At 39.4% G+C, this 26,633-nt stretch carries 25 protein-coding genes and 1 tRNA gene; 10 read left to right on the forward strand and 16 right to left on the reverse strand.

The features are described 5' to 3' along the window. The 5 genes from ACAY00_RS02490 to ACAY00_RS02510 all read left to right on the forward strand — a co-directional run bounded on the left by ACAY00_RS02490 (position 1) and on the right by ACAY00_RS02510 (position 7,915). Positions 1-3,105, forward strand: coding sequence for an efflux RND transporter permease subunit (locus ACAY00_RS02490; RefSeq protein WP_371376764.1), 3,105 nt, complete (start codon positions 1-3; stop codon positions 3,103-3,105). A gap of 524 nt (positions 3,106-3,629) precedes the next feature. Then, positions 3,630-5,132, forward strand: coding sequence for a sodium/proline symporter PutP (putP, locus tag ACAY00_RS02495; protein WP_371376766.1), 1,503 nt, complete (start codon positions 3,630-3,632; stop codon positions 5,130-5,132). A 319-nt stretch (positions 5,133-5,451) separates the two neighbouring features. After that, the gene (locus ACAY00_RS02500; protein ID WP_371376769.1) at positions 5,452-5,985 is read left to right on the forward strand and encodes an outer membrane beta-barrel protein; all 534 of its coding nucleotides are present in this window, start codon (positions 5,452-5,454) and stop codon (positions 5,983-5,985) included. Positions 5,986-6,295: 310 nt separating this feature from the next. Then, on the forward strand, positions 6,296-6,772 hold the full coding sequence (locus tag ACAY00_RS02505; RefSeq protein ID WP_371376772.1) for a DUF3465 domain-containing protein: 477 nt from the start codon (positions 6,296-6,298) through the stop codon (positions 6,770-6,772). Positions 6,773-6,982: 210 nt separating this feature from the next. After that, positions 6,983-7,915, forward strand: coding sequence for an NAD-dependent epimerase/dehydratase family protein (locus ACAY00_RS02510; protein WP_371376775.1), 933 nt, complete (start codon positions 6,983-6,985; stop codon positions 7,913-7,915). Positions 7,916-7,943: 28 nt separating this feature from the next. Here the strand turns inward: ACAY00_RS02510 and ACAY00_RS02515 are convergent, their stop codons facing one another. From ACAY00_RS02515 to ACAY00_RS02525, 3 genes are all read right to left on the reverse strand, one after another. Further along, positions 7,944-8,279 carry a hypothetical protein gene (locus tag ACAY00_RS02515; protein ID WP_371376779.1) on the reverse strand — a complete coding sequence of 112 codons (336 nt, stop codon included), beginning with the start codon at positions 8,277-8,279 and terminating at the stop codon, positions 7,944-7,946. A gap of 81 nt (positions 8,280-8,360) precedes the next feature. Beyond that, positions 8,361-8,804, reverse strand: a complete 444-nt coding sequence (locus ACAY00_RS02520) for a TM2 domain-containing protein (protein WP_371376782.1) — start codon at positions 8,802-8,804, stop codon at positions 8,361-8,363. A gap of 385 nt (positions 8,805-9,189) precedes the next feature. Then, positions 9,190-9,474, reverse strand: coding sequence for a DUF2845 domain-containing protein (locus ACAY00_RS02525; RefSeq protein ID WP_371376785.1), 285 nt, complete (start codon positions 9,472-9,474; stop codon positions 9,190-9,192). A gap of 514 nt (positions 9,475-9,988) precedes the next feature. Between ACAY00_RS02525 and ACAY00_RS02530 the strand changes: the two genes are divergently transcribed. The 3 genes from ACAY00_RS02530 (at position 9,989) to csrA (ending at position 13,049) form a co-directional block, all read left to right on the forward strand. Next, positions 9,989-10,594 (forward strand): hypothetical protein, encoded by a 606-nt coding sequence (locus ACAY00_RS02530; protein ID WP_371376788.1) that lies wholly within the window; start codon positions 9,989-9,991, stop codon positions 10,592-10,594. Between the two features lie 532 nt (positions 10,595-11,126). Then, positions 11,127-12,551, forward strand: coding sequence for a hypothetical protein (locus tag ACAY00_RS02535; protein ID WP_371376791.1), 1,425 nt, complete (start codon positions 11,127-11,129; stop codon positions 12,549-12,551). A 324-nt stretch (positions 12,552-12,875) separates the two neighbouring features. Beyond that, on the forward strand, positions 12,876-13,049 hold the full coding sequence (csrA, locus tag ACAY00_RS02540; RefSeq protein ID WP_371376794.1) for a carbon storage regulator CsrA: 174 nt from the start codon (positions 12,876-12,878) through the stop codon (positions 13,047-13,049). Between the two features lie 79 nt (positions 13,050-13,128). On the opposite strand, the gene ACAY00_RS02545 is transcribed toward csrA, so the two are convergent. After that, positions 13,129-13,413 carry a hypothetical protein gene (locus tag ACAY00_RS02545; RefSeq protein WP_371376797.1) on the reverse strand — a complete coding sequence of 95 codons (285 nt, stop codon included), beginning with the start codon at positions 13,411-13,413 and terminating at the stop codon, positions 13,129-13,131. A gap of 129 nt (positions 13,414-13,542) precedes the next feature. Here ACAY00_RS02545 and ACAY00_RS02550 point away from each other — a divergent pair, with 129 nt between their 5' ends. Further along, positions 13,543-13,893, forward strand: coding sequence for a helix-turn-helix domain-containing protein (locus ACAY00_RS02550; RefSeq protein ID WP_371376800.1), 351 nt, complete (start codon positions 13,543-13,545; stop codon positions 13,891-13,893). Positions 13,894-13,995: 102 nt separating this feature from the next. Here ACAY00_RS02550 and ACAY00_RS02555 read toward each other — a convergent pair whose 3' ends face one another. The 8 genes from ACAY00_RS02555 to ACAY00_RS02590 form a co-directional block, all read right to left on the reverse strand. After that, positions 13,996-15,207: a tyrosine-type recombinase/integrase gene (locus ACAY00_RS02555; RefSeq protein WP_371376803.1), complete on the reverse strand. Its 1,212-nt coding sequence runs from the start codon at positions 15,205-15,207 to the stop codon at positions 13,996-13,998. Between the two features lie 62 nt (positions 15,208-15,269). After that, the gene (locus tag ACAY00_RS02560) at positions 15,270-15,572 is read right to left on the reverse strand and encodes a hypothetical protein (RefSeq protein WP_371376806.1); all 303 of its coding nucleotides are present in this window, start codon (positions 15,570-15,572) and stop codon (positions 15,270-15,272) included. A 71-nt stretch (positions 15,573-15,643) separates the two neighbouring features. After that, positions 15,644-15,895, reverse strand: a complete 252-nt coding sequence (locus tag ACAY00_RS02565; RefSeq protein ID WP_371376808.1) for a hypothetical protein — start codon at positions 15,893-15,895, stop codon at positions 15,644-15,646. A gap of 181 nt (positions 15,896-16,076) precedes the next feature. After that, a complete protein-coding gene (locus ACAY00_RS02570) occupies positions 16,077-17,375 on the reverse strand; it encodes a VapE domain-containing protein (protein ID WP_371376811.1) in 1,299 nt (432 codons plus the stop codon). A gap of 151 nt (positions 17,376-17,526) precedes the next feature. Further along, the gene (locus ACAY00_RS02575; protein ID WP_371376814.1) at positions 17,527-18,132 is read right to left on the reverse strand and encodes a hypothetical protein; all 606 of its coding nucleotides are present in this window, start codon (positions 18,130-18,132) and stop codon (positions 17,527-17,529) included. 55 nt (positions 18,133-18,187) lie between these two features. Continuing rightward, complete coding sequence (locus ACAY00_RS02580) at positions 18,188-18,403, reverse strand: hypothetical protein (protein ID WP_371376816.1); 216 nt, start codon at positions 18,401-18,403, stop codon at positions 18,188-18,190. A gap of 167 nt (positions 18,404-18,570) precedes the next feature. Further along, complete coding sequence (locus ACAY00_RS02585) at positions 18,571-19,263, reverse strand: recombinase family protein (RefSeq protein ID WP_371376819.1); 693 nt, start codon at positions 19,261-19,263, stop codon at positions 18,571-18,573. A gap of 113 nt (positions 19,264-19,376) precedes the next feature. Next, a complete protein-coding gene (locus ACAY00_RS02590) occupies positions 19,377-19,859 on the reverse strand; it encodes a hypothetical protein (protein WP_371376822.1) in 483 nt (160 codons plus the stop codon). A gap of 193 nt (positions 19,860-20,052) precedes the next feature. Between ACAY00_RS02590 and ACAY00_RS02595 the strand changes: the two genes are divergently transcribed. After that, on the forward strand, positions 20,053-21,105 hold the full coding sequence (locus ACAY00_RS02595) for a hypothetical protein (protein WP_371376825.1): 1,053 nt from the start codon (positions 20,053-20,055) through the stop codon (positions 21,103-21,105). A 260-nt stretch (positions 21,106-21,365) separates the two neighbouring features. On the opposite strand, the gene ACAY00_RS02600 is transcribed toward ACAY00_RS02595, so the two are convergent. From ACAY00_RS02600 to rpoD, 4 genes are all read right to left on the reverse strand, one after another. Next, positions 21,366-21,442 (reverse strand) — tRNA-Ile (locus tag ACAY00_RS02600). A gap of 88 nt (positions 21,443-21,530) precedes the next feature. Continuing rightward, positions 21,531-23,954 (reverse strand): choice-of-anchor B family protein, encoded by a 2,424-nt coding sequence (locus ACAY00_RS02605; protein WP_371376827.1) that lies wholly within the window; start codon positions 23,952-23,954, stop codon positions 21,531-21,533. Between the two features lie 66 nt (positions 23,955-24,020). Next, positions 24,021-24,668 carry a hypothetical protein gene (locus ACAY00_RS02610; protein WP_371376830.1) on the reverse strand — a complete coding sequence of 216 codons (648 nt, stop codon included), beginning with the start codon at positions 24,666-24,668 and terminating at the stop codon, positions 24,021-24,023. Positions 24,669-24,771: 103 nt separating this feature from the next. After that, positions 24,772-26,622 (reverse strand): RNA polymerase sigma factor RpoD, encoded by a 1,851-nt coding sequence (gene rpoD / locus ACAY00_RS02615; protein ID WP_371376833.1) that lies wholly within the window; start codon positions 26,620-26,622, stop codon positions 24,772-24,774. Positions 26,623-26,633: the final 11 nt, after the last annotated feature.

Consider the following 26,633-nt stretch of genomic DNA (forward strand, 5'->3'; position numbering starts at 1 on the left):
ATGTTAAATTTATTTCAACATAAAACCGATTTACCTTCGATTTCTGTGCGCCGTCCGTTATTGGTTATTGTCATCAACTTACTCATTATTTTAGCTGGCCTGGCCGCCATGTTTGGCCTTGAAGTTCGGGAACTTCCCGATGTTGACCGGCCTGTGGTTTCGATTCGTGCTAACTTCCCCGGTGCTGCCCCTGAAACCGTCGATAATGAAGTCACCCGACGCATTGAGGGCGCAGCAGCAAGAGTCAGTGGAGTAAAGTCGATTCGAGCGCAAAGTGAAGAAGGCTTCTCTCGCATTGTTGTCGAATTTCGTCCCAACATTAATCTTGAAGATGCGGCGAATGAAATGCGTGAGTCGGTCAGTCGAATTCAACGAGAGCTACCTGAAGACGTAGAAAAGCTTTCCATAGTAAAAGCCGATAACGATGCGCAATCGGTCATCAGTTTGGCCATCGCCAGCGACTATTACGACATGGAAACCGTTGCTGAAATTATCGAAAGGGACATTGCACCACTCTTTTTGGCGATTGAAGGGGTTGCCGATGTCAGATTAGATGGTGACCGTCAACGAGTGTTACGAGTGATTGTCGACCCAACTCGACTTGCCAGTTACAGCTTATCTTTTACCGATGTTGCCGCCGCTTTGCGTTCTGCTCCTTTCGATGTACCCGCTGGCAGCTTACGCTCAACAGACCATCAAGTGATTGTCAGAGCCGATGCAACATCGATGACCACCAGTGAAGTCGAAAACATCATCATTGACGGTAAAACCCGCATTGGTGATGTTGCCACTGTCTTTTTTGGTCCTGCCGATGCAAACTCTTTTGTTCGTCTAAATGGTAAACCCGTTATTGGCTTGGGGGTTATCAGGCAAGCTAGCGCCAATACCATTGAAATTTCTGACAACGCTTTGGCACTGGTGGAGCAACTGACTAGTCGATTTCCACAGCTAAATATTTATGTCACCTCAGATGATGCACAATTTATTCGCAGCTCTGTTGAGGAGGTTATTAAATCACTGGCTTACACCATTTTATTGGTGGTTTTCACCCTGTGGTTGTTTTTAGGTAAGTTTAAAGCCACCTTAATTCCTGCATTGTCTATTCCGGTGTCGCTTATTGGGGTGCTGGCATTAATGTGGCTATTTGGCTTTTCTATTAACATCTTAACTTTATTGGCTTTGGTCTTAGCCACTGGCTTAATTGTTGATGACGCCATTGTGGTTTCTGAAAACATTGAGCGGCGCAAAAGTTTGGGGCTAAAAGCTTCGGCGGCTGCTGTTGTGGGATCTCGAGAAGTCTTTTTTGCGGTGGTCGCGACAACCGCCGTGCTTGTTGCGGTATTTGTGCCTATCGCCTTTTTGCCTTCGACAGCGGGCAAATTGTTCAAAGAGTTTGGCGGGGTCTTAGCTGGCGCTGTGATCATCTCATCGTTTGTTGCACTAACCTTAGTACCGGCTTTAAAAGCTCGCCTTAGTGAACCAGAAAAAGACGAAACCAAAGGGCAATCTAAAGTCAAAGCTTTAGGCCGTAACATGGTTGCTTACTATGGCGTTGCTATCGCCTTTTGCTTGAAAAAAGGTTGGTTGATTTTGCTAATCAGTTTGATATTAGGAGCAGGGGCAAGCTATTTGTACCAGCAAGTCGATAAAGAGTTACTGCCCAGTGAAGACAGAGGCAATATTCGTATATTTGCACGCGGACCAGACGGTGTTGGCATTGCTTTTATGGATCGTCAAGCCATGATGATGGAAGATATTTTACTGCCATATTCTGAACTTGGTGATATTGACACCATTCGAACAGTAGTAGGGCAGTGGGATCCGAACATTGTTTTTATGACCGTAAATTTAAAAGACTGGGCTGAACGCGATAACACTCAACAAAAAATTATCAATGACATTAGGCCTCAGCTGGCGAGTATCCCAGGCGCTCCAGCAAGAGCCTTTGGCGCTAATAGCCTTAATCTTCGAGGCCAAAGTGGGGGCATTGAAATTGCCATCACGGGTAATGACTATGGGCAAATATATCAAGTAAGCAAAAACTTCGCTGAGATAATTGAAAGCCAACACCCCGATTTTGGTAGCCCGAGAATATCCTATCAGCCAACCCAACCTCAGATGCGAGTGCAAATTGATCGAAATCGAGCTGAAGAACTTGGGGTACCCTTTAGTGATATTAACCAAACGTTACGCGCGGTTATTGGCGGTGATGATGTGACCGATTTGAACATTGGCGATCAGGCCATTCCAATTATTTTGCAATCTTCATATACCAACAAAGCCAATCCATCTGATTTGACTAACTTATATGTGTCTTCAAATTCTGGCGAGTTAGTGTCTTTATCTTCCATCGCTTATATCACCGAAGAAGGGGTTGCGGCAGAGCTTGAGCGACATGCTCAAAGACGGGCTATTGAAATCGATTTAGCTCAGCCTAAAAATATATCAATGGCAGAGTCGGTAAATATTTTACGCACACTTGCCAATGAGCATTTACCTGACGGTTATGGTTTAGTCTTTTTAGGTGAAGCTAAAACATTCCAAGAAACCGACCAACAGGTTAACCTCACATACTTGGCTGCGTTTTTAATTGTGCTGTTGGTTTTAGCTGCGCAATTTGAAAGTGTCAGTAGCGCGTTTGTGGTGATATTAACCGTGCCTTTTGGTATCGCTGCGGCTATTTATGCGGTGTCGATGACTGGTACCACCATTAATATTTATTCACAAATTGGTTTGGTCATGCTCATTGGTTTACTCGCTAAAAATTCCATTTTGTTGGTTGAATTTGCTGATCAGCTTAGAGATCGAGGCGCCACCATCACCGAGGCTATTATTCAGGCGGGACAAGCTCGATTGCGCCCAATTATGATGACCTTACTGTCAACTGTTTTAGGTGGTTTACCTCTTATTTTGTCAACCGGCGCAGGGGCTGAGGCCAGAAATGCGATCGGTTGGGTTGTCTTTGGTGGTTTAGGCATTGCGGTGGTATTTACCCTATTTTTAACGCCTGTACTTTATTACTGGTTGGCGCGTTTTGCTAAGCCAAGGGCTGATCAAGAAAGAAAATTAGCCGCAGAATTAAAAGAAGCTCAATCGTTACATTAGACGTTACATTAGAGTGACCTTCACGATTCTAAACGATATAAAAACGAGAGAGCCTTATTATCGACAGCCTGTGCAAGTTTTTACCGTAACTCGTTACTAAGTGACTTATATACGGTAAAAAAATTGCACAGGTCAGATACTTTTAAGGGGTATTTAGAACGAAACCTCTTACCATTTTTATAATCAGCAACAAGTATTTGGCTTTGTTAACCAAAGCGAAAATTGCATTTGAATCCAAGTAATAAAACAACCAAATCTATCATTAAACTGAAATATAGGGCTTATTTTCATTTAATAGTTGATCTTCTCGCCATAAAACCTGAAAATAATTAGTGTACTAATTATTTGAGGCGTAATAAAATAAAACCGTTCAAATAAACATTTTTTCATCATAGTACTCAACGTGAGCGTGATTAGCTCAAATAAAAGGCGCAGGTGTGCGCTACAGGTTGATTTTAACTACTGATGTTTATTCCACTTTATAAAACTTATATATTGAGTACAAAGGAAATGGTTGGTAAATAATGACCTATACGTATTTAGCTCTATCGATTTATTTTATTTTGATGTTGGCGATTGGCGTTTACGCTGCCAAGAAGTCAACAAGTAACCTGTCCGATTACATGCTGGGAGGTCGACAAGTCAGCCCGCAGGTCACAGCGCTTTCAGCTGGGGCATCTGATATGAGTGGTTGGATGTTAATGGGATTACCAGGGGCCATGTTTGTTACTGGTTTTAATACCATGTGGATAGCTCTTGGATTGCTCATCGGAGCATGGGCAAACTATAAACTGGTTGCACCCAAGTTAAGAATTTATACTGAAAAAGCCAATGACGCATTAACTCTTCCTGACTTTTTCAGTAAACGTTTTGACAAACCTAATGGCGCAATAAAACTCGTTTCGGCCGTGGTCATCGTGGTTTTCTTCACTTTATATACTTCTGCGGGCTTAGTTGCTGGTGGTAAGTTATTCGTTTCGGCCTTTGACTTACCTTATGAACTTGGTATTGCAGTTACTGTTTGTGTTGTTGTTGCTTATACACTACTTGGTGGGTTTCTGGCTGTGAGTTTAACCGACTTTGTGCAGGGCAGTATTATGTTTGTCGCCTTAGTACTCGTACCCTATGTCGCTTTTAGCTATTTTGATAGCGCCTCGAGCATGATGGACTATTCAGGTAGTGTGATTCCTTCTTTTAGTCAAAGTTTTGAATCCTTAACGTTATTAACCTTAGTTTCGAGTATGGCCTGGGGTTTAGGTTATTTTGGTCAACCACATATTGTCGTACGATTTATGGCGATTAGATCGGTTGCTGATATTTCTACCGCACGTCGAATTGGCATAAGTTGGATGACGGTTACCATTATTGGTGCCTTAGCAACAGGGTTAACTGGGGTAGCGTATGTGAAAAAGTTTAATGTCACGTTAAGCGACCCAGAAGTTATTTTTGTGTTCTTTTCACAAGTCTTATTTCACCCTCTGGTTAGTGGATTCTTATTAGCCGCAATATTGGCTGCGGTAATGAGTACCATTTCAAGTCAGTTATTGGTGTCTTCAAGCTCGTTAACCGATGATATTTTAAAGGGGTATTCGAAAAAGACCTTGTCCCAGTCTAGCCTCGTCAAAATAGGTCGAGTTTGTGTTGTAGTGGTTGCTTTTGTTGCCTCGCTTATCGCGCTAAATCCCAATAGCAGTATTTTGTCGATAGTGAGTAATGCTTGGGCTGGTTTTGGTGCCGCGTTTGGTCCACTCATTTTATTTAGCCTATTTTGGGCTCGTATTACTTATCAAGGAGCGTTAGCTGGGATCATTGGTGGTGCTGTTACGGTGCTATTTTGGGTCTACGTGCCGGTTCTTGCTGATGGCAGCAGTTTATCAACCGTCATTTATGAAATTGTTCCTGGTTTTATGATCAGTTCATTGTTGATATGGATTGTGAGTCACTTAACTGAACGACCAGATGAGAACGTTATGAACTTATACCATCGAGTACAGAATAAGTACCAAGAAGCAGCGTGCGTAAGCTAATTTAAATATTTCATGACCGATAAATTATATATTTATCGGTCATGGTTTTATTTATTGTTGCAGGTAGTATATTTGTTTTTTTAAAGACGCTTAGGCGTCTTTTTTCTTATATTTTAATTGCTTAGGTTAAGCCTAAAAGATAAGCACAAAATTAATCACATACTAAAAGCTCAAAAATACCTATTAAGACCAAATAAAATAAGGCCTTGAGGCTAAAAATAGATGCTGATTTTTTGTGCAATTGGCGCTTCACTGCTATATTTTCGCTGTGTGAACAAGAAAAACATAGGTAAATAAATTGAACAAAGTAAGGTAGGATATGATGAATATATTAAAGAAAGCTAGTGTGTCAATTTTTTCCATTGTCTTAGTCAGCGGTCCAGTGCATGCGCATTACTTTGACAATATTTATCTTGGTTTAGGTTGGGGCGAAGTTGATATCAATGAAAGAAGTTATGATGACCCAGAAGGCTTTGAGTTTATTGTAGGTATGAATACAAGCGAGTACTTTGCTTTTGAAGTGTCATATATAGATTTTGATAAATCAAAAAGTGATTGGTACACCCCAACTAGGGCTATTGAAGCGGAAACCTATACGGTTGGTGTATTAGGAAAACTTCCTCTTACTCAAAATTGGGATTTATTTGCTAAACTAGGCTATCACTTCGGTGAACTAGATATGTATGATGGTGGGGTCAAAGTAGGTGATGATGACGGAGATGACATCTTTTGGGGCTTAGGTAGCACCTATAACTTTGATAACGGATTTGGTGTTGGCATAAGATATAACGAATATTCGTATGATCGTAATGATGTGGATTTCTGGTCAATAAATCTTCAATACGCTTTTTAATCTGCTAATTGGGCGTGATAGAGAGTTAATAAATTATTTTCTGCTCTTTAATTAGCTTATTTAACACATGTAGAAGACGCCTTTGGGCGTCTTTTTATTTATTCATTCTTTTCTATCACGTGTCTTTTATACTAATCCCATTAAGTTTTTACACAACACACGGTGACATCAGAGGTTCATCAAAAATTTAAAGCTATTAATGAATATCTGATGCTCTCCCAAAAAGCTTACCTAGTTATTGATAAAGGCAAGTGTGAGTGAAAATCTTTTTAGATGCAGTGTAAAAGATGAAATTTGTAAGGTATAAGCAATGAAAGCTATGAATATTAAGACATTGTTGATATTTGTTTTGTTACTATTTGGGGTTTATCAATGGCAACAAATAGAGCCCGATTCGAGTTTAACTCCAACATTAGATCCTAGCGCACAAGAGTTAATTGACCATACAAGCACTGGTGATCAACTACTTAGAAAAGCATTTGAAAATCGCCAAAGCGACATACAAGTGCGAGGTAGGGGGCGAGTCGTCAAACTACTGCCTGATGACAACCAAGGCTCAAGACATCAACGATTTATTATCAAACTTGACTCTGGGCAAACGGTACTGGTTGCGCACAATATTGACTTAGCGCCAAAGGTTGATTCTTTAGCTCGCGGTGATTATGTCGAATTTTACGGTGAATATGAATGGAATGAAAAAGGTGGGGTTATTCATTGGACTCATCACGACCCCAAAAGCTATCACATTGATGGCTGGTTAAAGCACAATGATCGGTTGTATCAATAGTTTTAACCGTAAAAAGCAAACACCATTTAGCACACGTCATTGCTCCTGATTAATGTATTTTTAATGTTAGTAACTTTTCATCAACAGCTAAAAATACACTTTGAAGCAGAATTTTTGGTCAATATCAGCCAATTCTTGTCTCATTAATGAGCTTTCTCTTATGTTAACATATTGATTTATCGTTAGTCGTTTTGCTTAGGAATTACATAAATGCAGACTATATTAGGTGCTACAGGGCAAATCGGTACAGAGCTTGCCATTGAGTTAAATAAAAATTATACGAGTCAAATACGTCTTGTAAGCCGTAAGCCTAAAAAGGTTAACGACACAGACGAATTGGTTCGCGCTAACCTTCTAGATGCAGCCGAAACGCAAAACGCAGTTGCAGGCTCAAACATTGTTTACTTTTGTGCAGGATTGCCTCTTAACACTGAAAAGTGGGTAAATCAGTGGCCTGTTATGATGCAAAACGTTATCAATGCCTGTGCCCACCATAATGCCAAGTTAGTGTACTTTGACAACACCTATATGTACCCGCAAACCAGTGAGTTAATGACGGAAGAATGTCGATTTGAGCCTTATGGTCAAAAAGGTAAAGCGAAAGCACAAACAGCAACCTTATTGCTTGATGCAATAAAAGCTAAAAAAGTGCAAGCGATGATTTGTCGAGCCCCTGAATTTTATGGTCCAAACAAAACCCAAAGTATTACCAATGCCACCATTTTGTATAAATTACTCAAAGACAAACCGGCCAAAGTCTTTGTAAGTGATTCAACTTTGCGGACCCTTATTTATACCCCTGATGCTAGCAAAGCCATGGCATTATTAGGTAATACTACTGATGCTTATAATCAAACATGGCACTTACCCTGTGACGATAACCGCCTTACTTATAAACAATTAATCGATCTTGCCAGTGAAATTTTACAAAGGCCTTGTGAGTACAAAGTAGTAAAAGCATGGCAATTAAAACTATTAAGTATTTTTCGTAAACCGCTGCGAGAAATTTTGGAGTTGTTACCTCGTTATGAGGTGGATAACCGTTTTGTATCCGACAAATTCAAACAGCGTTTTCCTGATTTTAAAGTCACAACTTATCGCCAAGGATTGGAAAGTATATTGCGGGCTAAAAAATCAAGCTAGAACCAAAGGTATCTAAAGGATTATGAGTTCAAAAAGCAGGCAAAAACCGATACTCGTTAGCCCATGAAAACAGGAGTTTTTCAGCCTTAAGTGCCGCCGCTAAAAAGCCAGAGTTATTTGCACTTTTTGACTTGAACAGTGATGCAAAGATATTGGCGTTGAATGTTTCTCTGTTTTCGACACAGCTCAAGATGTCATCCAGTGATATCCATTCCACCGAAAAGAAACCACCGCCAGTGTTGGTAATGACCCGAATGTGAAATGACTTATCGTTCGGCGCATAGCCAATGTTGTAGGTGAGGGTGGGGGTGTCAGGTTGAGATACTTTGCCGCACACGGCTTGTTTGATGATGTTGATTTTCATGGTTGTTCCTCTCTAGGTTATGAGGGGTATTCCTCATATAAGATACCCAGAGAGGCGTTTACTTAATGGTAAAATGAAAAATTACCAAAGAAAACTAAATGGACCGTCTAATTGTGCCGACTTCTCAGAAAATTCATCATCGGTAAGAGTCAAATACCTAATAAATTCAATAAACGATACAATTGCAGGTATCCAAGTCCAAAAGAAAAACAAATGTATTAGCCCCCACCCCCAGGAACCTAAATAGAATTTATGAATACCAATCCCACCTAGACAGAACGCCAAAATAGCAGCTGTAAATTTGGATTTTGGTGCATTTGTACATGAAGTTAGATTAGCTAGCTGTCCTAAAGGGAATATTCCAATTGCTCTACCATCGTTGACTTCAAAGTCAACTCTCATATTTTGTCTAATTTCAAACTGCCCTTTCCATTCTTCAATGTTAAAATAATAACGATTTCCGTCAGTTCCTTTTATTGCTCCCTGAGAATTATTTGAATCTAAGCCTAATATTATACCTTCCATAGAAATCTCCTTTTTATTTATTCTGAACTATAAATATTAAACTCAATTCATAACACACTTACAGAGTTTTATAAATAGATGTGTGAACACTACTCAATCTATACTTAAATAGGGGGGGGATTACATGCCGACGTAAACTTTGTTGTTTTCTGAGTGCGCTTAGTGACTTGATTTTTTGTTTTAAGTGTCTGTTTTATAGTGTTTAAGTTTTTGTTTGTATTGATGCGTAGAGTGTTAAAATGGGTGTGTCTTACTGGAGTAATAGTTATCAGTGGTTGCTCTCAGTAAATTGGAAAGAAAATGTGTATGGTCGCCAGGTTACTTTGTAAGTAGCATAGGAGCCTATGGAAGAATATCCCCCGAGTTTTCCCAGGGGAATCAACAATCAATTTTTTGACTTTTCTATTAAAGTTAACTTTCCGCTTCTAAATGTGAAAAAAGTATAAGGTGCAGATTTTGATTTTTTGAATTTATAAATTAATCTTTCTTCTTTAGTTTGATTATCTCCAGAAATAACTTCTTTATCTTTTGGAGTACCACATAGATCCATGACTTTATATTTATCCATTTTAAGTTTTACGAAACCTCCAGGACATCTTATAGAACGCATTTCAGCAGCATGTGCAAAGTTAAATAGTGTTGCTAGAGCAATGATTAAAACATACTTCATTTATTTATCCCTTTTAAACGATTAAGTTTTTATTTTTGTTTCCCCAAACCTAACCTTACCTCATTGTTTGATTTTTAACTAGAGGGGATGACGTTTCTCCTGTAGTGATATAAAAGATTTGGCCACCTAATTAGATGTGTTACAACTTTTCTTTATGACGAAATAGCTAAACTTTCTTAGAGCAACTTAATATTGTTGCTAGTAATGCATATAAGCCATCAGATATATAGCTAATTGCTAGGTATACAATAATAATGGGAGGTATCTACCTCAGCTCATTTAGATTACTTGAGCTTTGTTTTTGTAGGGTTACTACTAATTTGATTAGTGGACAAATTTTTGATAGGTCTTTTTTAATGTCTTTATTATATTATGGGATTATTAAAAGAATGACTAATTGAGATCAGTATGCTTGTTAGTTAGTCAATATTCTAATTGAGTGTATAAACGCAGTGAAAGCTAACAAATCTGTGCCTTATCTGCTTTCCACTCCCATTGTATAAGGTTTTTTTTGATGCATAAAGGTCAACACCTCAAATTACTTTTTTCTAAGGATATGACTACTTTTAAATTCATTGAAGAAGCAATTTCTGATTGGCAATATGGTTTTGCAAGTAGGGCTTCACCTGAACAATTAAAGTCGCAAAGTGGTTGGTTTATCGAAATACCTGAGCAAAAAACAGAGTCGAGTACGAAAGCAGTTATTGATGCTTATTTGCATATTCGTTGTGGTTTATCTTACTTCGATCTCGATGAAGCTGATATGCAGCACTGGCTTGATTCTGGCAGTCAGTTTGAAGTACTAACTGTATTTGCTGAGCATCGCGAGCTAGCTTACCAACTATGGAAGACACTTTCTGAGGCAGTAACCCAGAAACAGGTTGCTAACTTAAGAGTATCTTCGGTCATTATGACGATTACAGGTAAAACGATGCCATTAGATGAAGTTAGCTTTTATAGTAGTATCGTCAAAGAGTTTGGTTTTGATTTGATAGTTAACACTAATTTCTATGACGATGAAGCTTTGGCAAACCATATTTCGCTCCATCTGGCATTAAATGATATCGTTCAGAACAAACCTGAGGGATTGGATGTGCCAGCATTTTTGAGAATTAATTAAGTTTTCTATTATAGCTACTTTTCTTTCAAAGCATTTCAAAACACAGGCACAAAAAAAGACGCTTTAGGGCGTCTTTCTTGTTTTCTAAGTGGTGGCCCCACCCTGACTTGAACAGGGATTGGCTCGGGATGATATGAGCTGAGTTGGGTCTTTTTCTTTATGGTCGCTTATTGGAGTAGTACTAAATTTCAGGCACAAAAAAAGCCTACCGAAGTAGACTTTCTTGTTTTCTAAGTGGTGGCCCCACCCTGACTTGAACAGGGGACCTGCCGATTATGAGATCAAAAGACAGGCCAAATCTCTGCTTCATAGCCCATGAAAACTAAGGGGTTTTCGAGTAAGCACCTCAATAAAACTCCGAAACTGACCCTATACCGAACCTTCCTGAACTTGTTGGTTGCAGTGATAGACTAACATCAAGAAAAATATGTGGTTTCTCGTTCCGAACTCCGATATCTCACCGAAATGGTTGGTTGAAAATTAACCGATTGGGTGGCATTGTAAGTAAAATAAAAAAGTCAAAGGAATATGTATGAAAGTGAAAATAATACTAACAGGAATAGTAGCTATTACCTGGCTAATGGCTTGTAAACCTGATTCGTTTAAGGAAAAACAAATAGAGGCATTTATTGTTGTAGGAGCAGGAAATGGTATTCCATTAGCTGGTCGGGAGATTGTGGGACTTGACGATTCCTTTCAAGCAAAGATAGCTAGCCTAAAGATTGACTATGACAAAGAAGTAAAACTTTTAATTGAAGAAACTTTTGAAAATGATCCCTCTTTACGAAAGTCTTTTGATAAGCATCAGGCTTATGTTAATGAAAACTTGGAACAAATAAGATCCTTTAATTTAAAGAAGAAAGAGGTTGCAGCAAGTACGGCTGACGATTTCAAAAATGTAGTAAAAGAGCGTAAAGCCCCTCTACTAGAAAAGAAAAACTTTCTGAAAGCAGATCTGATTCATATTGAAGTAATACAAAAAGAATTAAACTTTAAAAAGGATAAACTGTTCAATCAAATAATCTTAAAAAAAGAACAGATAAGAGAAAATAAAGCTTTTATAAACGAGAAAGGCAAAAGACTTTCGCTAATTATAAAAGCATATATTTTAGATAATGGCCTAACGGATAGGGAACCTTCTGAAATCATAAACGTTACTCCGGCTTCGAAGTACTTTACAGGAATGTATAAGGTCAAAAACCCAAACACAACTAATATAAGCCAAGAGTATTACCATTTAGACAATGTATCGTTAAGGGTAGGAAAAAAATTATCCAATAAAATTGATCCCATTGTTTTTGATATTATCAAGAAGCATGAAATGAATACTTTTCTTGATGATGAAATTCATGATTTGGAGCTAAAGATGTATGAGTCTGAAGTCGCGATAGAAAGTAAATATTCTGGCGATGAAAAACTTTTACAGTATTCTAAGTATGAAGGCAGCCGAAATATAGAGTCCTTTGATGAAAGGTTAAAGGTTTGTTTAAAAGTAATCAATCAGCTACTTAATTTAGTGCAAAATGAATTAAAAGAACTCACTGACCTCGGTTATATAGATAAACTTAAAGCGGAAAAAATGGAGGAAATTGATTGGGAAATCAAACTTAGAAATGAATTAACGGAACTTTATGAAGAGACTTTTAGAGCTAACTTAGAGCTGCATATGGTCGACAAAATGACAATTCTGGAAGCAAAATACCTAGAACTTATCTATATGGTATTTAGTAGTAGTGAAATATTTTCTGTGTACACTGGAGCAGATGGTACCGCTATTATTCCTTCAAATAGTTCATTCTTGTACTTTAGAGCTAGTCGATTAAAGGATGAAAAGTATAGTTGGTTGATCAAGACTCAGCCGGGCACTGACAAACAAATTATATCAAATCATAATATAACCTATGACTCGACTGTTTTAGGATTGTGGGTTTTTGATGTATTCAATAATACTATTTAAAATGTTTAAAACTTTCATTTATCTGCACTAGCTAAGACTTGGTCTGACAGTTGCCCGTTTTGAATCTGTGGCTGTCAGTTCTGGTTTGAGCTAACTCTTCAATTTTACTAGTTTATACTTGAATCGATAGTTACCCTCTTTTCAGTGGAACTGTCCGCTTAGATTTCAACTCTTTTGTCAAATAACAAAACTTCGCTAATTTATAAAACTAGTTATTGAGACTTAGTAAGTATTTTTTCTTTAACCAACTAAAAAAACATTACACGGATGTTTATTGAGTCACATCCAGACCGCTCCAGCTAACTAATTTAAAAGGAACTTATTATGCTTATCTTAACTCGCAAAGTCTGCGAAACCATCAAAATTGGTCAAGATATCACATGTACTGTTTTGGGGTTGAAAGGCAACCAGATCAGAATAGGTGTTGACGCACCTAAAGAAGTCGAAATCCATCGTGAAGAAATCTTTGATGCAATTTATAAAGAGCCTCAAGAATAGAAGCACAAAAAATAAGTTCGTCACCCCCAGCAGAAACTGGGGGATGAGGTTTTCTGCTTTAGGCGTGTAGCCTAAGACTCTATTTCTTATCATCATCTCCTTTCATTCTGTTGTATAGGTAGTAACCAGCAAATGCTGTTACAGCAAACGTAGCTACGCCGATTGCAATGTTCCTTGTTCTTACCGCATGTTTCATCGCTTCAGTAGCTGCTTTTACAGCAGGCCCATTAGCAGCTATTCCAGCATGATAAGAATTTCCGGTTAATTTTAATAACCCCTGTTTCATGCTCCCATTTCCAGTAGTTGTTAATAAATTAATTACTCCTGATCCCGATAAAGGTTTTATTACGTTTGCTAAACCCATATTAGGTCTCCTTTATTAATAATTGAAAAATTATACATATCATCTATAATATGCGTAATGTAAAATATATTCTAAAAGCGAATATATTCGTAATCAGCATAATATGCGTTTTTGGGTTTGTCAACTTTTATGAAACAATTAACCACGTATAATGCCCTGTTGGGTTTTGAGCTCGAAAAACAACGTAAAGAAAAAGGTCTTGAGCAGTCGCAAATTGCAGATTTAGCAGGTATTTCTCAGCCAGTCTTGTCTAGGCTAGAAAAAGGGAAAGCTTTGATAACGATCGATCAGTTGTTTGTTATTTGCAAAGCGTTAGAGGTGAACCCTGAACACATTATTAGGAAAGTTAACTCAGGCGTGAAAGCGATCGAAAAAGAGAATAAAGTTGATATAACAACAACTAAATCCGCAAGTGATTTTGGTCCTATTTTAACAGGTGCGGCTATAGGTTCTTTGTTGACATTATTTTTAAAAAAATAAACCCGTCCACCCCAGCCGAAGCTGAGGCGGGGGGTTTTCCAGAGTGTGACAGAGTGGCACCGTTGCAGTGCCGCAGTAGGGGAGCCAAGCACGAGGCCCAAACTACTCAGAGTGGACCAGTTTGAGAGCCGGTCGGGGCGAGGGCGTTGCACTGGCGGCAGTGAGTCGGGCTGACGCCGCATCGACTGCATCATGCAAGGTCTCTGTTGATAGATGAGCATAACGTTGAGTCACTTTCGGTTCTGAGTGACCCAATATATGCTGTACCTCATACAAAGAACGCCCACTGTTCACTAACAAAGAAGCATACTGATGACGCAGGTCATGCAGGCGCAGATTGGGTAAACCAGCCTTAGCTCGTATACGTGTCCAACCCTTCTTGATGCACTTATACGGCAACCCTGTCACAGCATTGATAAAGACAAATTCATGCGTGTCTTTGGTGTCAACAGATTTGAGTATTCCCAGTGCCACATCATTTAGGGGAATGGCTCGCATCTTCTTGGCTTTTGCCACCGTTGCAGGAACACGCCATACACGGTTATCCAAATCGATATGCTCCCATTTAGCCAACAATGCTTCACTTTTACGGGCGCCAGTTGATAACAGGAACATGGCAATGTTTGAAACAGCCCGATTGGCGTCTGTTTTCAAAACATGAACCAAACGCGCCAACTCAGCATCATTCATATAACGTTCTATGTCGTTACTCTCACGGAACAGCTTCACCCTACTTATAGGATTGCTTTCTATGAGTTCCCAATCAACGGCTAGGTTTAGTGTTCTCCTTAGTAGCTTAATATAATGGTCACAGGTAGCCGCACTTCTGCTTTGACGCATGAACAGGTGAAACTTCTCAACCGCAGAGCGAGTGACTTGGTTTAACCGACAATCGCCAAAAAGCGCCTTCAGGTGTGTATTGAACATCTGCTCATCGTTCTTCCATGTGCGTTTGTGTTGCTTGGCATAAGGCAAATATCTTTCAAGCATGAACTCACTGTAGGTCATAACATTGCGACGTTTATCTCGCTCTTCTTTAGGGCTTTTGCCTGAGTTGATTTCAGCCTTTAGTTCAAGAACTTTAGCCTTTGCCACTGAAAGTTTTGTACCAGCAGTCGTACCTATTTTGACCGTACATGTCTTACCAGAGTTGTCTTTATACCTTAGATAATAAGTGCCTTTGCCTTGTGATTTATTTCTAACTTCCACAAAGAAGCCAGGAGTTTTACCACAGACAAACTCTATCCTTGTCTTATCTTTCGGGCAGACTAAGCCTGTCCTGATGAACTCAGGAGTAATTGCATTTATTCGCATAGAATTCCCCTAGGTGGAGGTGTTAAGTGAAGGCGCACGGTAGACACCATGCGCAAAGTTTTCTAAAGTTCATCAGCCTCAAAATAAGTGGTCGTGTATTTCTTTGGCTCTTTTACAAAGATTGAGCTGAATGCATCTACGTCCTGATAAAGTTGATAGCCATATTTATGACATGTATTAATGAATCTAAAATAAACATGTTTAGCCATAATTGGGGTTAAACGACTCCAGAAATCATCACCAAAGAACTCTTCTAAAGTGCCGCAAGTCATATCTGGATATTCTCTCTCTGAAATAGATAACGCCATATATATAATAACGTCGATATGTTCATCGAAAGTTCGTTTTTCAAATGGTAAATTCATAAGAATTCCTCTTGGTTAAGTTAATAAATAAGGTGACAAAAAGGGGGGGGGGAAGGGATCACTTCCTCCATTTATTTTCTGCGATATTGGTTGTGTCTTTGCGAGGACAGGGCGTCTGTTCCTAGTCCTCTTTTAAGACCGAGAATGCTTTGTTTACGAGTAACAGCCTTTCCAAATTCATTAGTAAGCTGGGCCAGTGTTAAAATATTCCAGACTTCTTCTGGTACGCATTCTTTAGCGGTAATTAAAATACCTTTGGGTAATGTGGGAATATGTTGTAGAGCTTCCGCAAATGCAAAATTGAGCAGTTCTTGCTGTGTCATGATTTGATCTCCAGATAGAATTTAAAATTAAAGGTTGTGGAAGTGGGGGGAGGTGGTAGCAAAAAATGAAATTTTGTTGCTTCATTCACTGCCTTCTCCCAAATTTTTGAGTTACTGCTGCCCCACCCCCCCCAAGTTGAAGCTATGGGGGGAGGCGAAAGCAAAACTTATTTATTAGCGGCTAGCGGGTTGGCGGAACGAGCCACTTCATGGAACCACTGGACTTTTTAGGTTCGCCAAAATGCTCTCGCAAGTAAGCACCACACTCTCTTGCTTGCGAGTTAGTTGCTCTTTCAATGCCGACCATTTTTAAAACTTCAGTGGCAGTCTTTTTCTGCCATTGAAATTTATCTACTTCTATGTCAAGTTCTGTCGATAGCAGGTCAGCAATGGCAGTTGTGGTTCTGTAATTTTTGTTTTGGGACTCCAAAATATCTTGCACACCGTCATCTAGCCAGTATTGCTTATGTTTCTCCTCTGTTGTGTACATATGATACATTTGTGCCCAGAACTGCTGCATATCGATATTGTGTGAATGATCAATAGATACGCACGGTATGACCCACCATCGGGTATTGCCTGTTTCATCGACAAGAAAGTTGGGTGTGTTCACCGTTGCGGCAAAAACAGTTCGTCTAGGGTATTCAGAATCTCTTCTATCATAAGGAAGTCGAACTTTGTCCTTATCGCTTGTGATAAAGCCCTTGAGTCTGGCGACATCCTTCTTCAAAGAGCTATCCAATTCACCAATTTCAACAATCCAGTGGCGAGTGGCTGAAATGATGGAATCTTTATTCGATGCATCTAAATGGTGGTCTATTTTGATAACGTCATCAGCAAGAGCTGGCTCTGAAATAAGCTTTCTAATCCATCTTGTCTTGCCAATGCTTTGAGCGCCTTGAAGTGTAAGAACACCTCTGCAACTGAATCCTCTTTCTAGCGTTATTGCAGCGATAGCGCTTAAGAACCATTTTTGCATTAGATGTTGTTTGCAGTGTTCATTAAAATCCTCCTGTGTAGATATGGTGTTGCACATAGCTTTTAACCTGTCTTGACCGTCCCATGGTTTATCTTTGATCCACTCTAAAACGGAATTGAACGGGTTTTTGGCTGCAATGGCGTATATGTATTTATCAAATAGACCAGAGTAAATACCATTCAAGTTTGCCAAGCTTGCGAGGTAGATTAATGCACTGTTATCTGCGACATCTGAGCAACTTTTAAATCCGACAATTGATATTTTGATGTCTTTACGAATGACGTCGTATTGCACCTTAATATCGTAAGCCTGAAACATGTACTCCGCGTTTCTTTGAGTTTTCGCAGGTTTTATGCTGTTCGAGACTTTGTCTGGAAATTGGTGTGCTGGTATTGGGGCTGGGTTGTTGATATCGAAAGGTTCAACTTTTGATAAGTAATGGACATTGTCATTTTCAGAATCACCCGTGTACGACTGATTATCTATGACTTTTGGGGCCATATATCTTTCTCCTAATTGTTAATGAGCAAGGTATAGCGTAGTGCTATAAAACAGTTCTCATTTTGAAGAAATTTATGTGGCCCTGCATGTAAGATAAGTTAAAAGTTTTACTGCTAAAAGGCTCCTTAATTTAAAAAATTATGCAATTAAATTACTTGACTGTTTCATCTTCAAAGAATTTCTTAGCTTCAGCTAATAATTTTTCGAATGTTTGTGAATCTTTATTTAAGAGGGCCCCTTCTGAGTTTTCTATTATCAGGTTAGCCAGATTGGCGTTGTTTTCATTTTTCAAGAGTCTTTGTAGAATGGCGATAAAGAATAAGGTGTTCTTTTTCTTGTCTTTTCGCCAATTTTTACTGTGTTGTGGACTTGGAATCTTTTTATCAATCGAGCTTAACCAATTAGTTGCTGATGTATAATTTAACCTGATTTCGTTACAATCTTTCGTATCCAATTCATCAACTTTTATTTGGTTCTCATTTATTGCTTTTTTAATTTCATCTCGTCTCTGACTTAGTATTGTAATTGCATCCTTGTCTTCATCAATCGGTAGTATTACATTGCCTGTAACTGAATTGGGTGTTGTTTCTGCTATCTCATAGCCCTTAAAGGATCTTTTTTTGGTAGTAAAACGAGAAATTACACTTGCAAGTGAAAATCCTGGTTTGTGATGATCAAATTGATCAAAGCCAAAGCTTAGTAAAGTTAGTGCATTAATTGAAATAGAGTCTTGGAATTCGAAGCGTAAATTCGACATGGTTGCTCCCATTGTAAGCATAATAATTAAAGGACATCCTTGTCCTTTTTATAACTTAAATCAATAGAGTTCTTTGTTTTCTATCTAAAAAGTTTGAGAGATACTCTTCCAGTTGACCTTCACCAAAATTATCGAACTCGCTGTCCAGTATTTGAATGGCAATCAGTTCATACAGTTCATACTTATCTGTAGGTGTCATATCTGGCGTAACATGCTCTTGAAAGGCTTTTTCAAGACGAACGCCAACCTCCGATAGTGCTCGGTGTTTCATATATTTCTCCTGCGATTATCTTTTGAAGTAATAGAAAGGGGCTAGTAGGGCTAAAGCCACAAAGGCATGGATTGGAAAGCAGTACGCTAACAAACCTAATATGACTATCTGTTGTGCTCTTTTGGGGCCAATCAAAAGCAATATGCCACCAACAATCAACACACTGGTCATTGCATCACCTCCTTGATGCTCAGTTTGAGTTTGCTGATTGCGGCAACTGTGAACTGCTTGCCTCTTATGGTTTTTAGGCCACGCTTGTTTAGCTCGTTAGCCAAGTCTTGATAGGTGGTCAACTTTTCAGTTTGCTCTAGAAATAAGATGACCTTGAGGACTTTGTCTTTCCATTGTGCTTGTTGCTGTGTTCTACGTTGGTTTGCGTTTATAACATTTTGGTTTCTGTGCACATCAAGCAATGGATTACCCAAAGTTACCCCTCGGCGCTTCGCTTCATGCATCGCTTGCTTAGTGCGCACTGAAATCATCCGTGCTTCATGTTCAGCCATTGCAGCCAATATATGGACAGTAAGTTGGTCTATTTCTGGTAAGTCACATAGTTTGAATTTAATACCTTGTTTTTGCAGACTGGTGACAAAGTGAAGGTCACGAGACAATCTATCTAACTTGGCAACCAACAAAGTGGCGTTCGCAAGCTCTGCGTATTCAGTGGCCCTTGTAAACTCTGGCCTATCGCAGCGTTTACCGCTTTCCACCTCCAAAAACTCAGCAACTAGGACGCCACCGAACTGCTCCAGATATGATGCTACGGCTTGTCTTTGGGCATCTAACCCTAACCCAGAGGACCCCTGTTTTTGAGTGCTGACCCTAAAATAGGCAACATAGCGTTTATTTGAATTTTCCATAATAAAATCTCCAGAAGTCCCAAATAGCAGACGTGACGATGCCTACGACTTAACGCATTCAAATGTTCCATATCGCTAAAGGGACCTTTTGTGTAATGTAAACTGAGTGGGGACTACTTAGTGTTCTTTGATGCTTGGCGTTTTAGAAGCTCTTCGGCAAGGGCTTTTTGTTTGGCCTCTTTAGCCGCTTCGCGTTCGGCAACCACATCTGGTAGGTCTTTCTTGAGATGTTTTTGCATGCTCTGCTTAAAAGCTGCAACATCGCCAAAGGTATGCAAGCGTTTGGTTTCTTTATACGGCAACAGCAGCTTTTCAGCTTTGAGTGCTGCCGCTAGAAATCCAGAGTTGTTTGCGCTTTTTGATTTAAACAGTGATGCAAAGATATTGGCGTTGAATGTTTCTCTATTTTCGACACAGCTTAATATGTCATCCAGTGATATCCATTCCACCGAAAAGAAACCACCGCCAGTGTTGGTGATGACTCGAATGTGAAATGACTCATCGTCCGGCACATAGCCAATGTTGTAGGTGAGGGTAGGGGTGTCTGGTTGGGATACTTTGCCGCAGTCGGCTTGTTTGATGATGTTGATTTTCATGGTTGTTCCTCTCTAGGTGATGAGGGGTATTCCTCATATAAGATACCTAGAGAGGCGCAGTTTAAGTCTATGCGTAAATTGACCATATTAAATTTCACAAAATTAACTTCTAATTTATTGAATTGATTATTTTTAAATCTTTACTATTGTTTATTTTAACTTCTACCATGATTATTATTTAATAGGGATATTTATGATTAATAAGAAAATTATTATAACTCTATCAGCCTTAACTTTATTCGGTTGTTCAAATCAAAATACCGAAAATAAAGAGTCACTTCAGGCATCTAAAAATCCCTCTGAAACGCAACTACCAAAAAATTCAGATTACGAAGCTCAGTTAAGGATAGAAAAGAAAAAACAAAGGCTTGAGGCCCAAAAAAAGCAACTCATCAATGAATTGATGAATGCAGATCCTATAGCTTTAAATGATTTTAAACTCGATGAGTACTTCAAAATGGAAACTCAAAGAGAATTTGAAACAAAAAATGAATTCCACAACCGTCTATTAAATCATGGAGAAGTTGATAAAAGTAAAACGTTCTTTTTTGAAATAGACGCTGGACTAAGGCCTTATGATATGGAAAGCCAAAGTCATCAATTACTCAGCAACCAACCTCAATTCAGTAATAAAAACTATGTTCTTAAAACCTTTTCATTTTTAACCGAAATAAAAAAAATTAATCAAAGCTTTGATTTAATTGATCCCCCTTATTCATTTAGTAAAAGTAGGGATAGTGATATTTCTCCTGAATTGCTTATTTATGATTACAGCAATCGCAGAAATAACTTCATGTGGATTACCGTCAATAACAGTATCGAAGAAAGTGAATTTATAGGAACTTCTGCTCTAGGGGTGGATTCAAAAGTTACTGATTTTCGAATTAAAGAGTGGGGGTTAGTTGTAGATGTCGATAGTTTCAATGAGTTAGAACCAATTGGTGAAAAATTGATTGTAGATAGGAGCGGACCATCATATAGAGATGCACTCCGTCTATACCTCCCATTGGAGAAGGCAAAACAATTAAATTTGAGTACTGAAAAATTGGTGGTTCGGTTAGGATTTAAGTACACCTATGGAACAAAAAACCTCTCTGTAGGTAAAAGTTATTTTTCTCATACTCCAACCTTAAGCATACCACTAAAGGTTAAACGTCAAACTCGAGTTTTAGTGGTGGAGTTGTACAGTTTTTGCTTATTAAACAAGGAAAATAAAAAAATTATATCTTGTAGAGTCAATGTCTGATAAATATTAAGTCTTAGTTGCTTATTCAGTAATGCTAAAAGTGAGAGGCAGTAGGTAAATAGAATGTGATTGTATTTTTAGCTAGCAAAAAAGATTTTTATGCGAACAGAGTATTGACACGTAAAAGGCCGCTCTAGGCTAGCTTTAATTTTTGGTTTAAGTGCTTGCGGCTGCTCTTTTTTTATGCTCGTTTATTGGAGTCACTACAAAATTTCAGGCACAAAAAAAGACGCTTTAGGGCGTCTTTCTTGTTTTCTAAGTGGTGGCCCCACCCTGACTTGAACAGGGGACCTGCCGATTATGAGTCGGATGCTCTAACCAACTGAGCTATGGGGCCGCTTAGAAAAGCTTATGGTTATAATAACCAAAAGCGGTGGCAAGTATAAGCAGTTTTTTTTTTAATGTCACCACTTTGGTTTTAAATTTCATTGTTTTTTTAGCTTCTTATGTTCGTTTGCTTGTTTTATAAACAAAACTTTGTTGGTAAACGTAAATATTAAAATAAGTAGAGCCAATAAATAAGCCACACTACCGCCACGGGCGTCGCTCTTAGCTGTCATAATGGGAACCGCCTTAGGAGAGGGAATGGTTACATCAACAACTATGCTGTCTTTATTGCTCAAGCCTGTATTATCTGTGGTGGTAAATTCAAATATTAACTTTTGCGCATTTGCCGGTGCCGTGAACGTTGCAATGAGTTGATTGGCGTTGGTCAAAGTTACTTGCTCGCCCGATATTTGTCGCCAAGAATAGGTTAAGGGGGCGTTAGTTACCCCAACGACATTGGCGCTTAAGGTCGCTGTTTGGTTGGCTTCTATAGTAAAGTTTTGACCAAGGTTTATCTCCGGAGGGGTGTTACCGGTTGAAGCATTAATGGCAATAGTTGCAAGGTTGGGGGCACTTAAGGTTGCCCCATTTTTAGGGTCAAATAAGCGAACAAAAAAGACTTCCTGGTTTTCGGCCAGCAGATCGTCAAGCACCTTAATGTTTATGGCTTTGCTCCCATGCTCGTTATCTTGCCAATGTAAAGTGCCTGAGCTTAAGTTGAAATCGTCACTGTTTGCTGAACCTGTCACCAGTTCCCAATGTACTGAAACGCTGTCAGACGCTTGGTGTATACGCTCTACATAAATCGTTAAGTTTTCGCCTTCATCTGTGCTGTATTTCGCTTTATTGAAGCGAAAACTACCTTGTTCAACAAGCAAGGTATTGTCTTTTAGAATGTATAAACCGCTATTAACGTCACTTGCCAAAATATACCCACTGGGCAAAAAGGGGTATACCCCCCAAGCACCATTAAATGAAGGGTTATTTGAAATAGGGTAGGTGTCAAAAAAGCCAACCTCCCTCGGGGCCGTCGGTACACTAAGGTCGATGACAGTAATACCTCGCTCATAGTTTGACATGTAGTATCTGTTTCCTCGCACGTAGCCGTTATGATCAATGGCGCGGGTATCACCGGTCCAAGTTGATAACAGCATTGGTGAGGTTAAATCCGTTATATCGAATAATCGTAAGGTCGTGTTTAATCCGTATTCTTGTTCGTCTAGTTCGTCGTGCACTAACATCAGCATTTTGTCTTCAGTGTACCAACCTGAATGTACATAAGACGAATTAGGGTAAGTGGTGGTACTGAGTTTTTCTGGTTGCTCGTTTAAGGTTTTATCCCATAGGTGAAAATCGCTTTCATTAAAGTCAAACATCACTTCGCAATGATCGGTTCCGTTAACGCATTGACTGTCTTTGCGCTCATCTGTTATCACCATAGAGCTGGCATCATGAGTATAATTTTTTTGGTTAATAGGGGGTTGGTAAACGCTGACTGGGTTTGTCGGTTGATCTAAGCGATAACTATTAAAACCACCGCCATTAGTGCTTGAACCAGCAATATGTAAATACGGCTTTTTATTGGTAAGAGCAACGCCTGTGGAATAGTCAACATTGCTTAAATACACATTGTGTGCGCTTAAGTCGGTTTTATCTTGGGCTGCTACGACAACACGGTTTGGTAAGTTGGTTAAATCTAATATTAATAAACCCACATCCGAATCATCGGCGGTAATGTAGGCGTAACTCTGCCATTGATGTAAGGTAAAGTTATAGCGTTGATATACCTTTATATCACGCCAAATTGTATCGTTACTGGCTATGGTATCAATCACCACTGGCGCGCTAGGGCTGGTGACGTCGACTATGCCAATGCCATTATTTAAGCCAATAATCGCGTATTCTCTAAAACTATTTAGGTCAATGTAACCCCAAATATCATTAGCCTCTCTTGGGTTAGTGCTAAAGGCATTCAATGGTAGGTGCCCCACTAAGTCAAGTTGGCTACACTCATGGTCACCAGCCATTTTGCCAATACAATCGATGTTGCTCTTGGCTTGTTGCAAGCGTTGATAACTCGACATTTGTGCTTCTATATCGGCATTTGTGCGTCTTGTTTTACCGTCGACAATAACATGAAACCCTCTGTCCGTTAGGGTTTGTCGATAGTCTTTAGGGACACCTATTAAGGTGGTTTTATATTTTGCATTTTGGGTATCAAAATGATCACGCTGACTGTAGTTGGCTTTAATTGGTACCATGTCAGACATTAAATAGAACAAGGTTTCAGCGTCTTCAACAAGGTAACTGCCTTGAGCAAGTCGAATTTGATCACCTTTATTCGCATTTTGCGCGGCATAGCGTATGTTTTTGCAGGGCTTTTTAGGATTATCACAACGCCCTTGATCAATACCGTCAAACGCTACATAGCGTGCTTTATCATGTTCGGCATGAGCAAAAGCTAATTGATGATTTACCACTACAAGGAGAGCGAGCAAGCTCTTGTAGTTAATAAATTTCATATTGTCTTCTTAATCTATTTTAGGTCATAGCAGGTTAAGTGAAAGTTGGTTAAATTGGATAAATGGTTAAAAACGTAACGTTATTCCGGCGCTGAACTCACCTTGATACCAAACACGACTAGACGTTTGAATAAGGCATTGGTTGGCGGAGCAAAAGATAGCGCCATCAGTATTAAAAAGCGTAGCATAAATTCTGGCATCGACTCGAAAAGATAAACGGTTAGTCAACAATAGCTCAGTTCCTATACCTAAATGGGCCGAGGGTTTTGTTTCTGAATCTAGGCGGGTTTCATTTGGACTAAAATGCGTAACGCCTAACCCGCCAGTTACCTTGATGGGGAGCAGACCATGATATAAGCTAACTTGACCGCCCAAATGTAAATAGTGAATGCCAATGTGATTATTAATGCCATCAAACGCTGGTTTAAACTTAGTGTTAGACACACTGTAGAGTAAACTTGAGTCGCGATAATGGTCATATGGCCAGCTAAAGATAAGGCCAAAATTGGTGTCGTTATAAAAGTCGACATTGGCAAAGTCGCTATGGTCATCGCGAAAGACATCACTGCTACGCTCGCCGACAAAAAAACTTAGAGAACGCACTTGAGGCGATTGCTGTTGAGGTTGTTGAGCGAGACTTTGATGAGAGAAAAGCAATAGCGCTACCAGTATGGTTACAGAGCCGAGAAAACGTTGAGTGCGAGAAATATGCATAAATGCAGTATAGACAATTTATGGCATAGGGGGAGTACGGTGGGAACTGAGAAAATAAAAAAGCCTGCATAATGCAGGCTTTTTACTAAGTATTTGTCGTGACTTACTCGCCGTCTAAGAAGCTCTTAAGCTGCTCTGAACGAGAAGGGTGACGCAATTTACGTAATGCTTTCGCTTCGATTTGACGAATACGCTCACGAGTAACGTCAAATTGCTTACCAACTTCTTCTAAGGTGTGGTCAGTATTCATATCAATACCAAAACGCATTCTTAGAACTTTTGCTTCACGAGCGGTTAGACCGGCTAACACTTCATGAGTAGCGTGCTTAAGGTTCTCTGTGGTCGCAGCATCAACAGGTAATTCACCACTACCATCTTCAATAAAGTCACCTAAGTGCGAATCTTCATCGTCACCAATTGGCGTTTCCATTGAAATTGGCTCTTTCGCAATTTTTAATACCTTACGGATTTTATCTTCCGGCATCATCATGCGTTCTGCTAATTCTTCTGGCGAAGGTTCGCGACCCATTTCTTGTAACATTTGACGAGAAATACGGTTTAGCTTGTTGATGGTTTCAATCATGTGCACAGGAATACGGATTGTTCGTGCTTGGTCAGCAATTGAACGCGTAATAGCCTGTCTGATCCACCATGTTGCGTAAGTCGAAAACTTGTAACCACGACGGTATTCAAATTTGTCTACCGCTTTCATTAGACCAATATTACCTTCTTGAATAAGGTCTAAGAATTGCAAACCACGGTTGGTGTATTTTTTCGCAATTGAAATAACCAAACGTAAGTTCGCTTCAACCATTTCTTTTTTCGCTCGACGAGCTTTAGCTTCGCCAATCGACATACGACGGTTGATGTCTTTAATGCTTTGTACGCTTAAGTAAGTCTCTTCTTCTAGATTGGTTAGTTTGTGAATACAACGCTCAATATCGAACGATACTAACTTCAGCTTTTCAGAGTATGGGTGACCATCTGCAATTTGCTGTTCTAACCATTCGGTTTCGGTTTCGTGTCCTGGGAAAATCTTAATGAAGGTGGTTTTTGGCATACCAGCGCCAATAACACAGTGCTTCATGATAAGACGTTCTTGAACACGAACGCGATCCATTACGTCACGCATGTTCTTAACTAATTTATCAAATAGTTTTGGAATTAAGCGAAACTCTTTGAAAACTTCAGAAACTTCATCAATGGCTTTTACTGCATCTTTGTGATCACGACCTTTGGCCTTGATGACTTCGTTCGCAGCTTCGTATTTTGCACGAAGCTCATTAAAGCGTTCACGAGCAAGTTCTGGGTCAACACCAGTATCCTCTTCCTCGTCATCTGAATCATCGTCGTCGTCATCTACATCTTCATCGTCTTCATCTGCTAAGTCATCATCTGACAATTCAGAACCAACGTGAGTTGCGGTAGGTGCTAACTCTTCTTCGGCTTCCGGATCAAGGAAACCTAAAATAATGTCACTTAAGCGTGCTTCTTCTGCTTCAAAATTATCCCATTGTTCTAATAGGTAATTAATTGCAGGCGGGTATTCAGAAACACTGCGTTGTACTTCACGAATACCTTCTTCAATACGCTTGGCGATTACAATCTCACCTTTACGGGTTAGAAGTTCAACCGTACCCATTTCACGCATGTACATACGCACTGGGTCAGTGGTTCTGCCAATTTCACTTTCTACCGTGGCAAGAGCTTGAGCTGCCGCTTCAGCTGCATCTTCATCGGTGTTGGCTTCGCTCATCATTAATTCATCAGCATCAGGTGCATTTTCAAATACCTGAATACCCATGTCATTAATCATGCTAATAATATCTTCGACTTGATCGGAATCAATGATGTCTTGTGGTAGGTGATCGTTCACCTCAGCAAAAGTTAAATACCCTTGCTCCTTACCTTTAGTGATAAGTTCTTTAAGTCTAGATTGTGGGGCTTGATCCATTGACGAATGTC

This window comes from Thalassotalea sp. 273M-4, assembly GCF_041410465.1.
In the GTDB taxonomy this organism is placed as follows: Bacteria; Pseudomonadota; Gammaproteobacteria; order Enterobacterales; family Alteromonadaceae; genus Thalassotalea_A; species Thalassotalea_A aquiviva.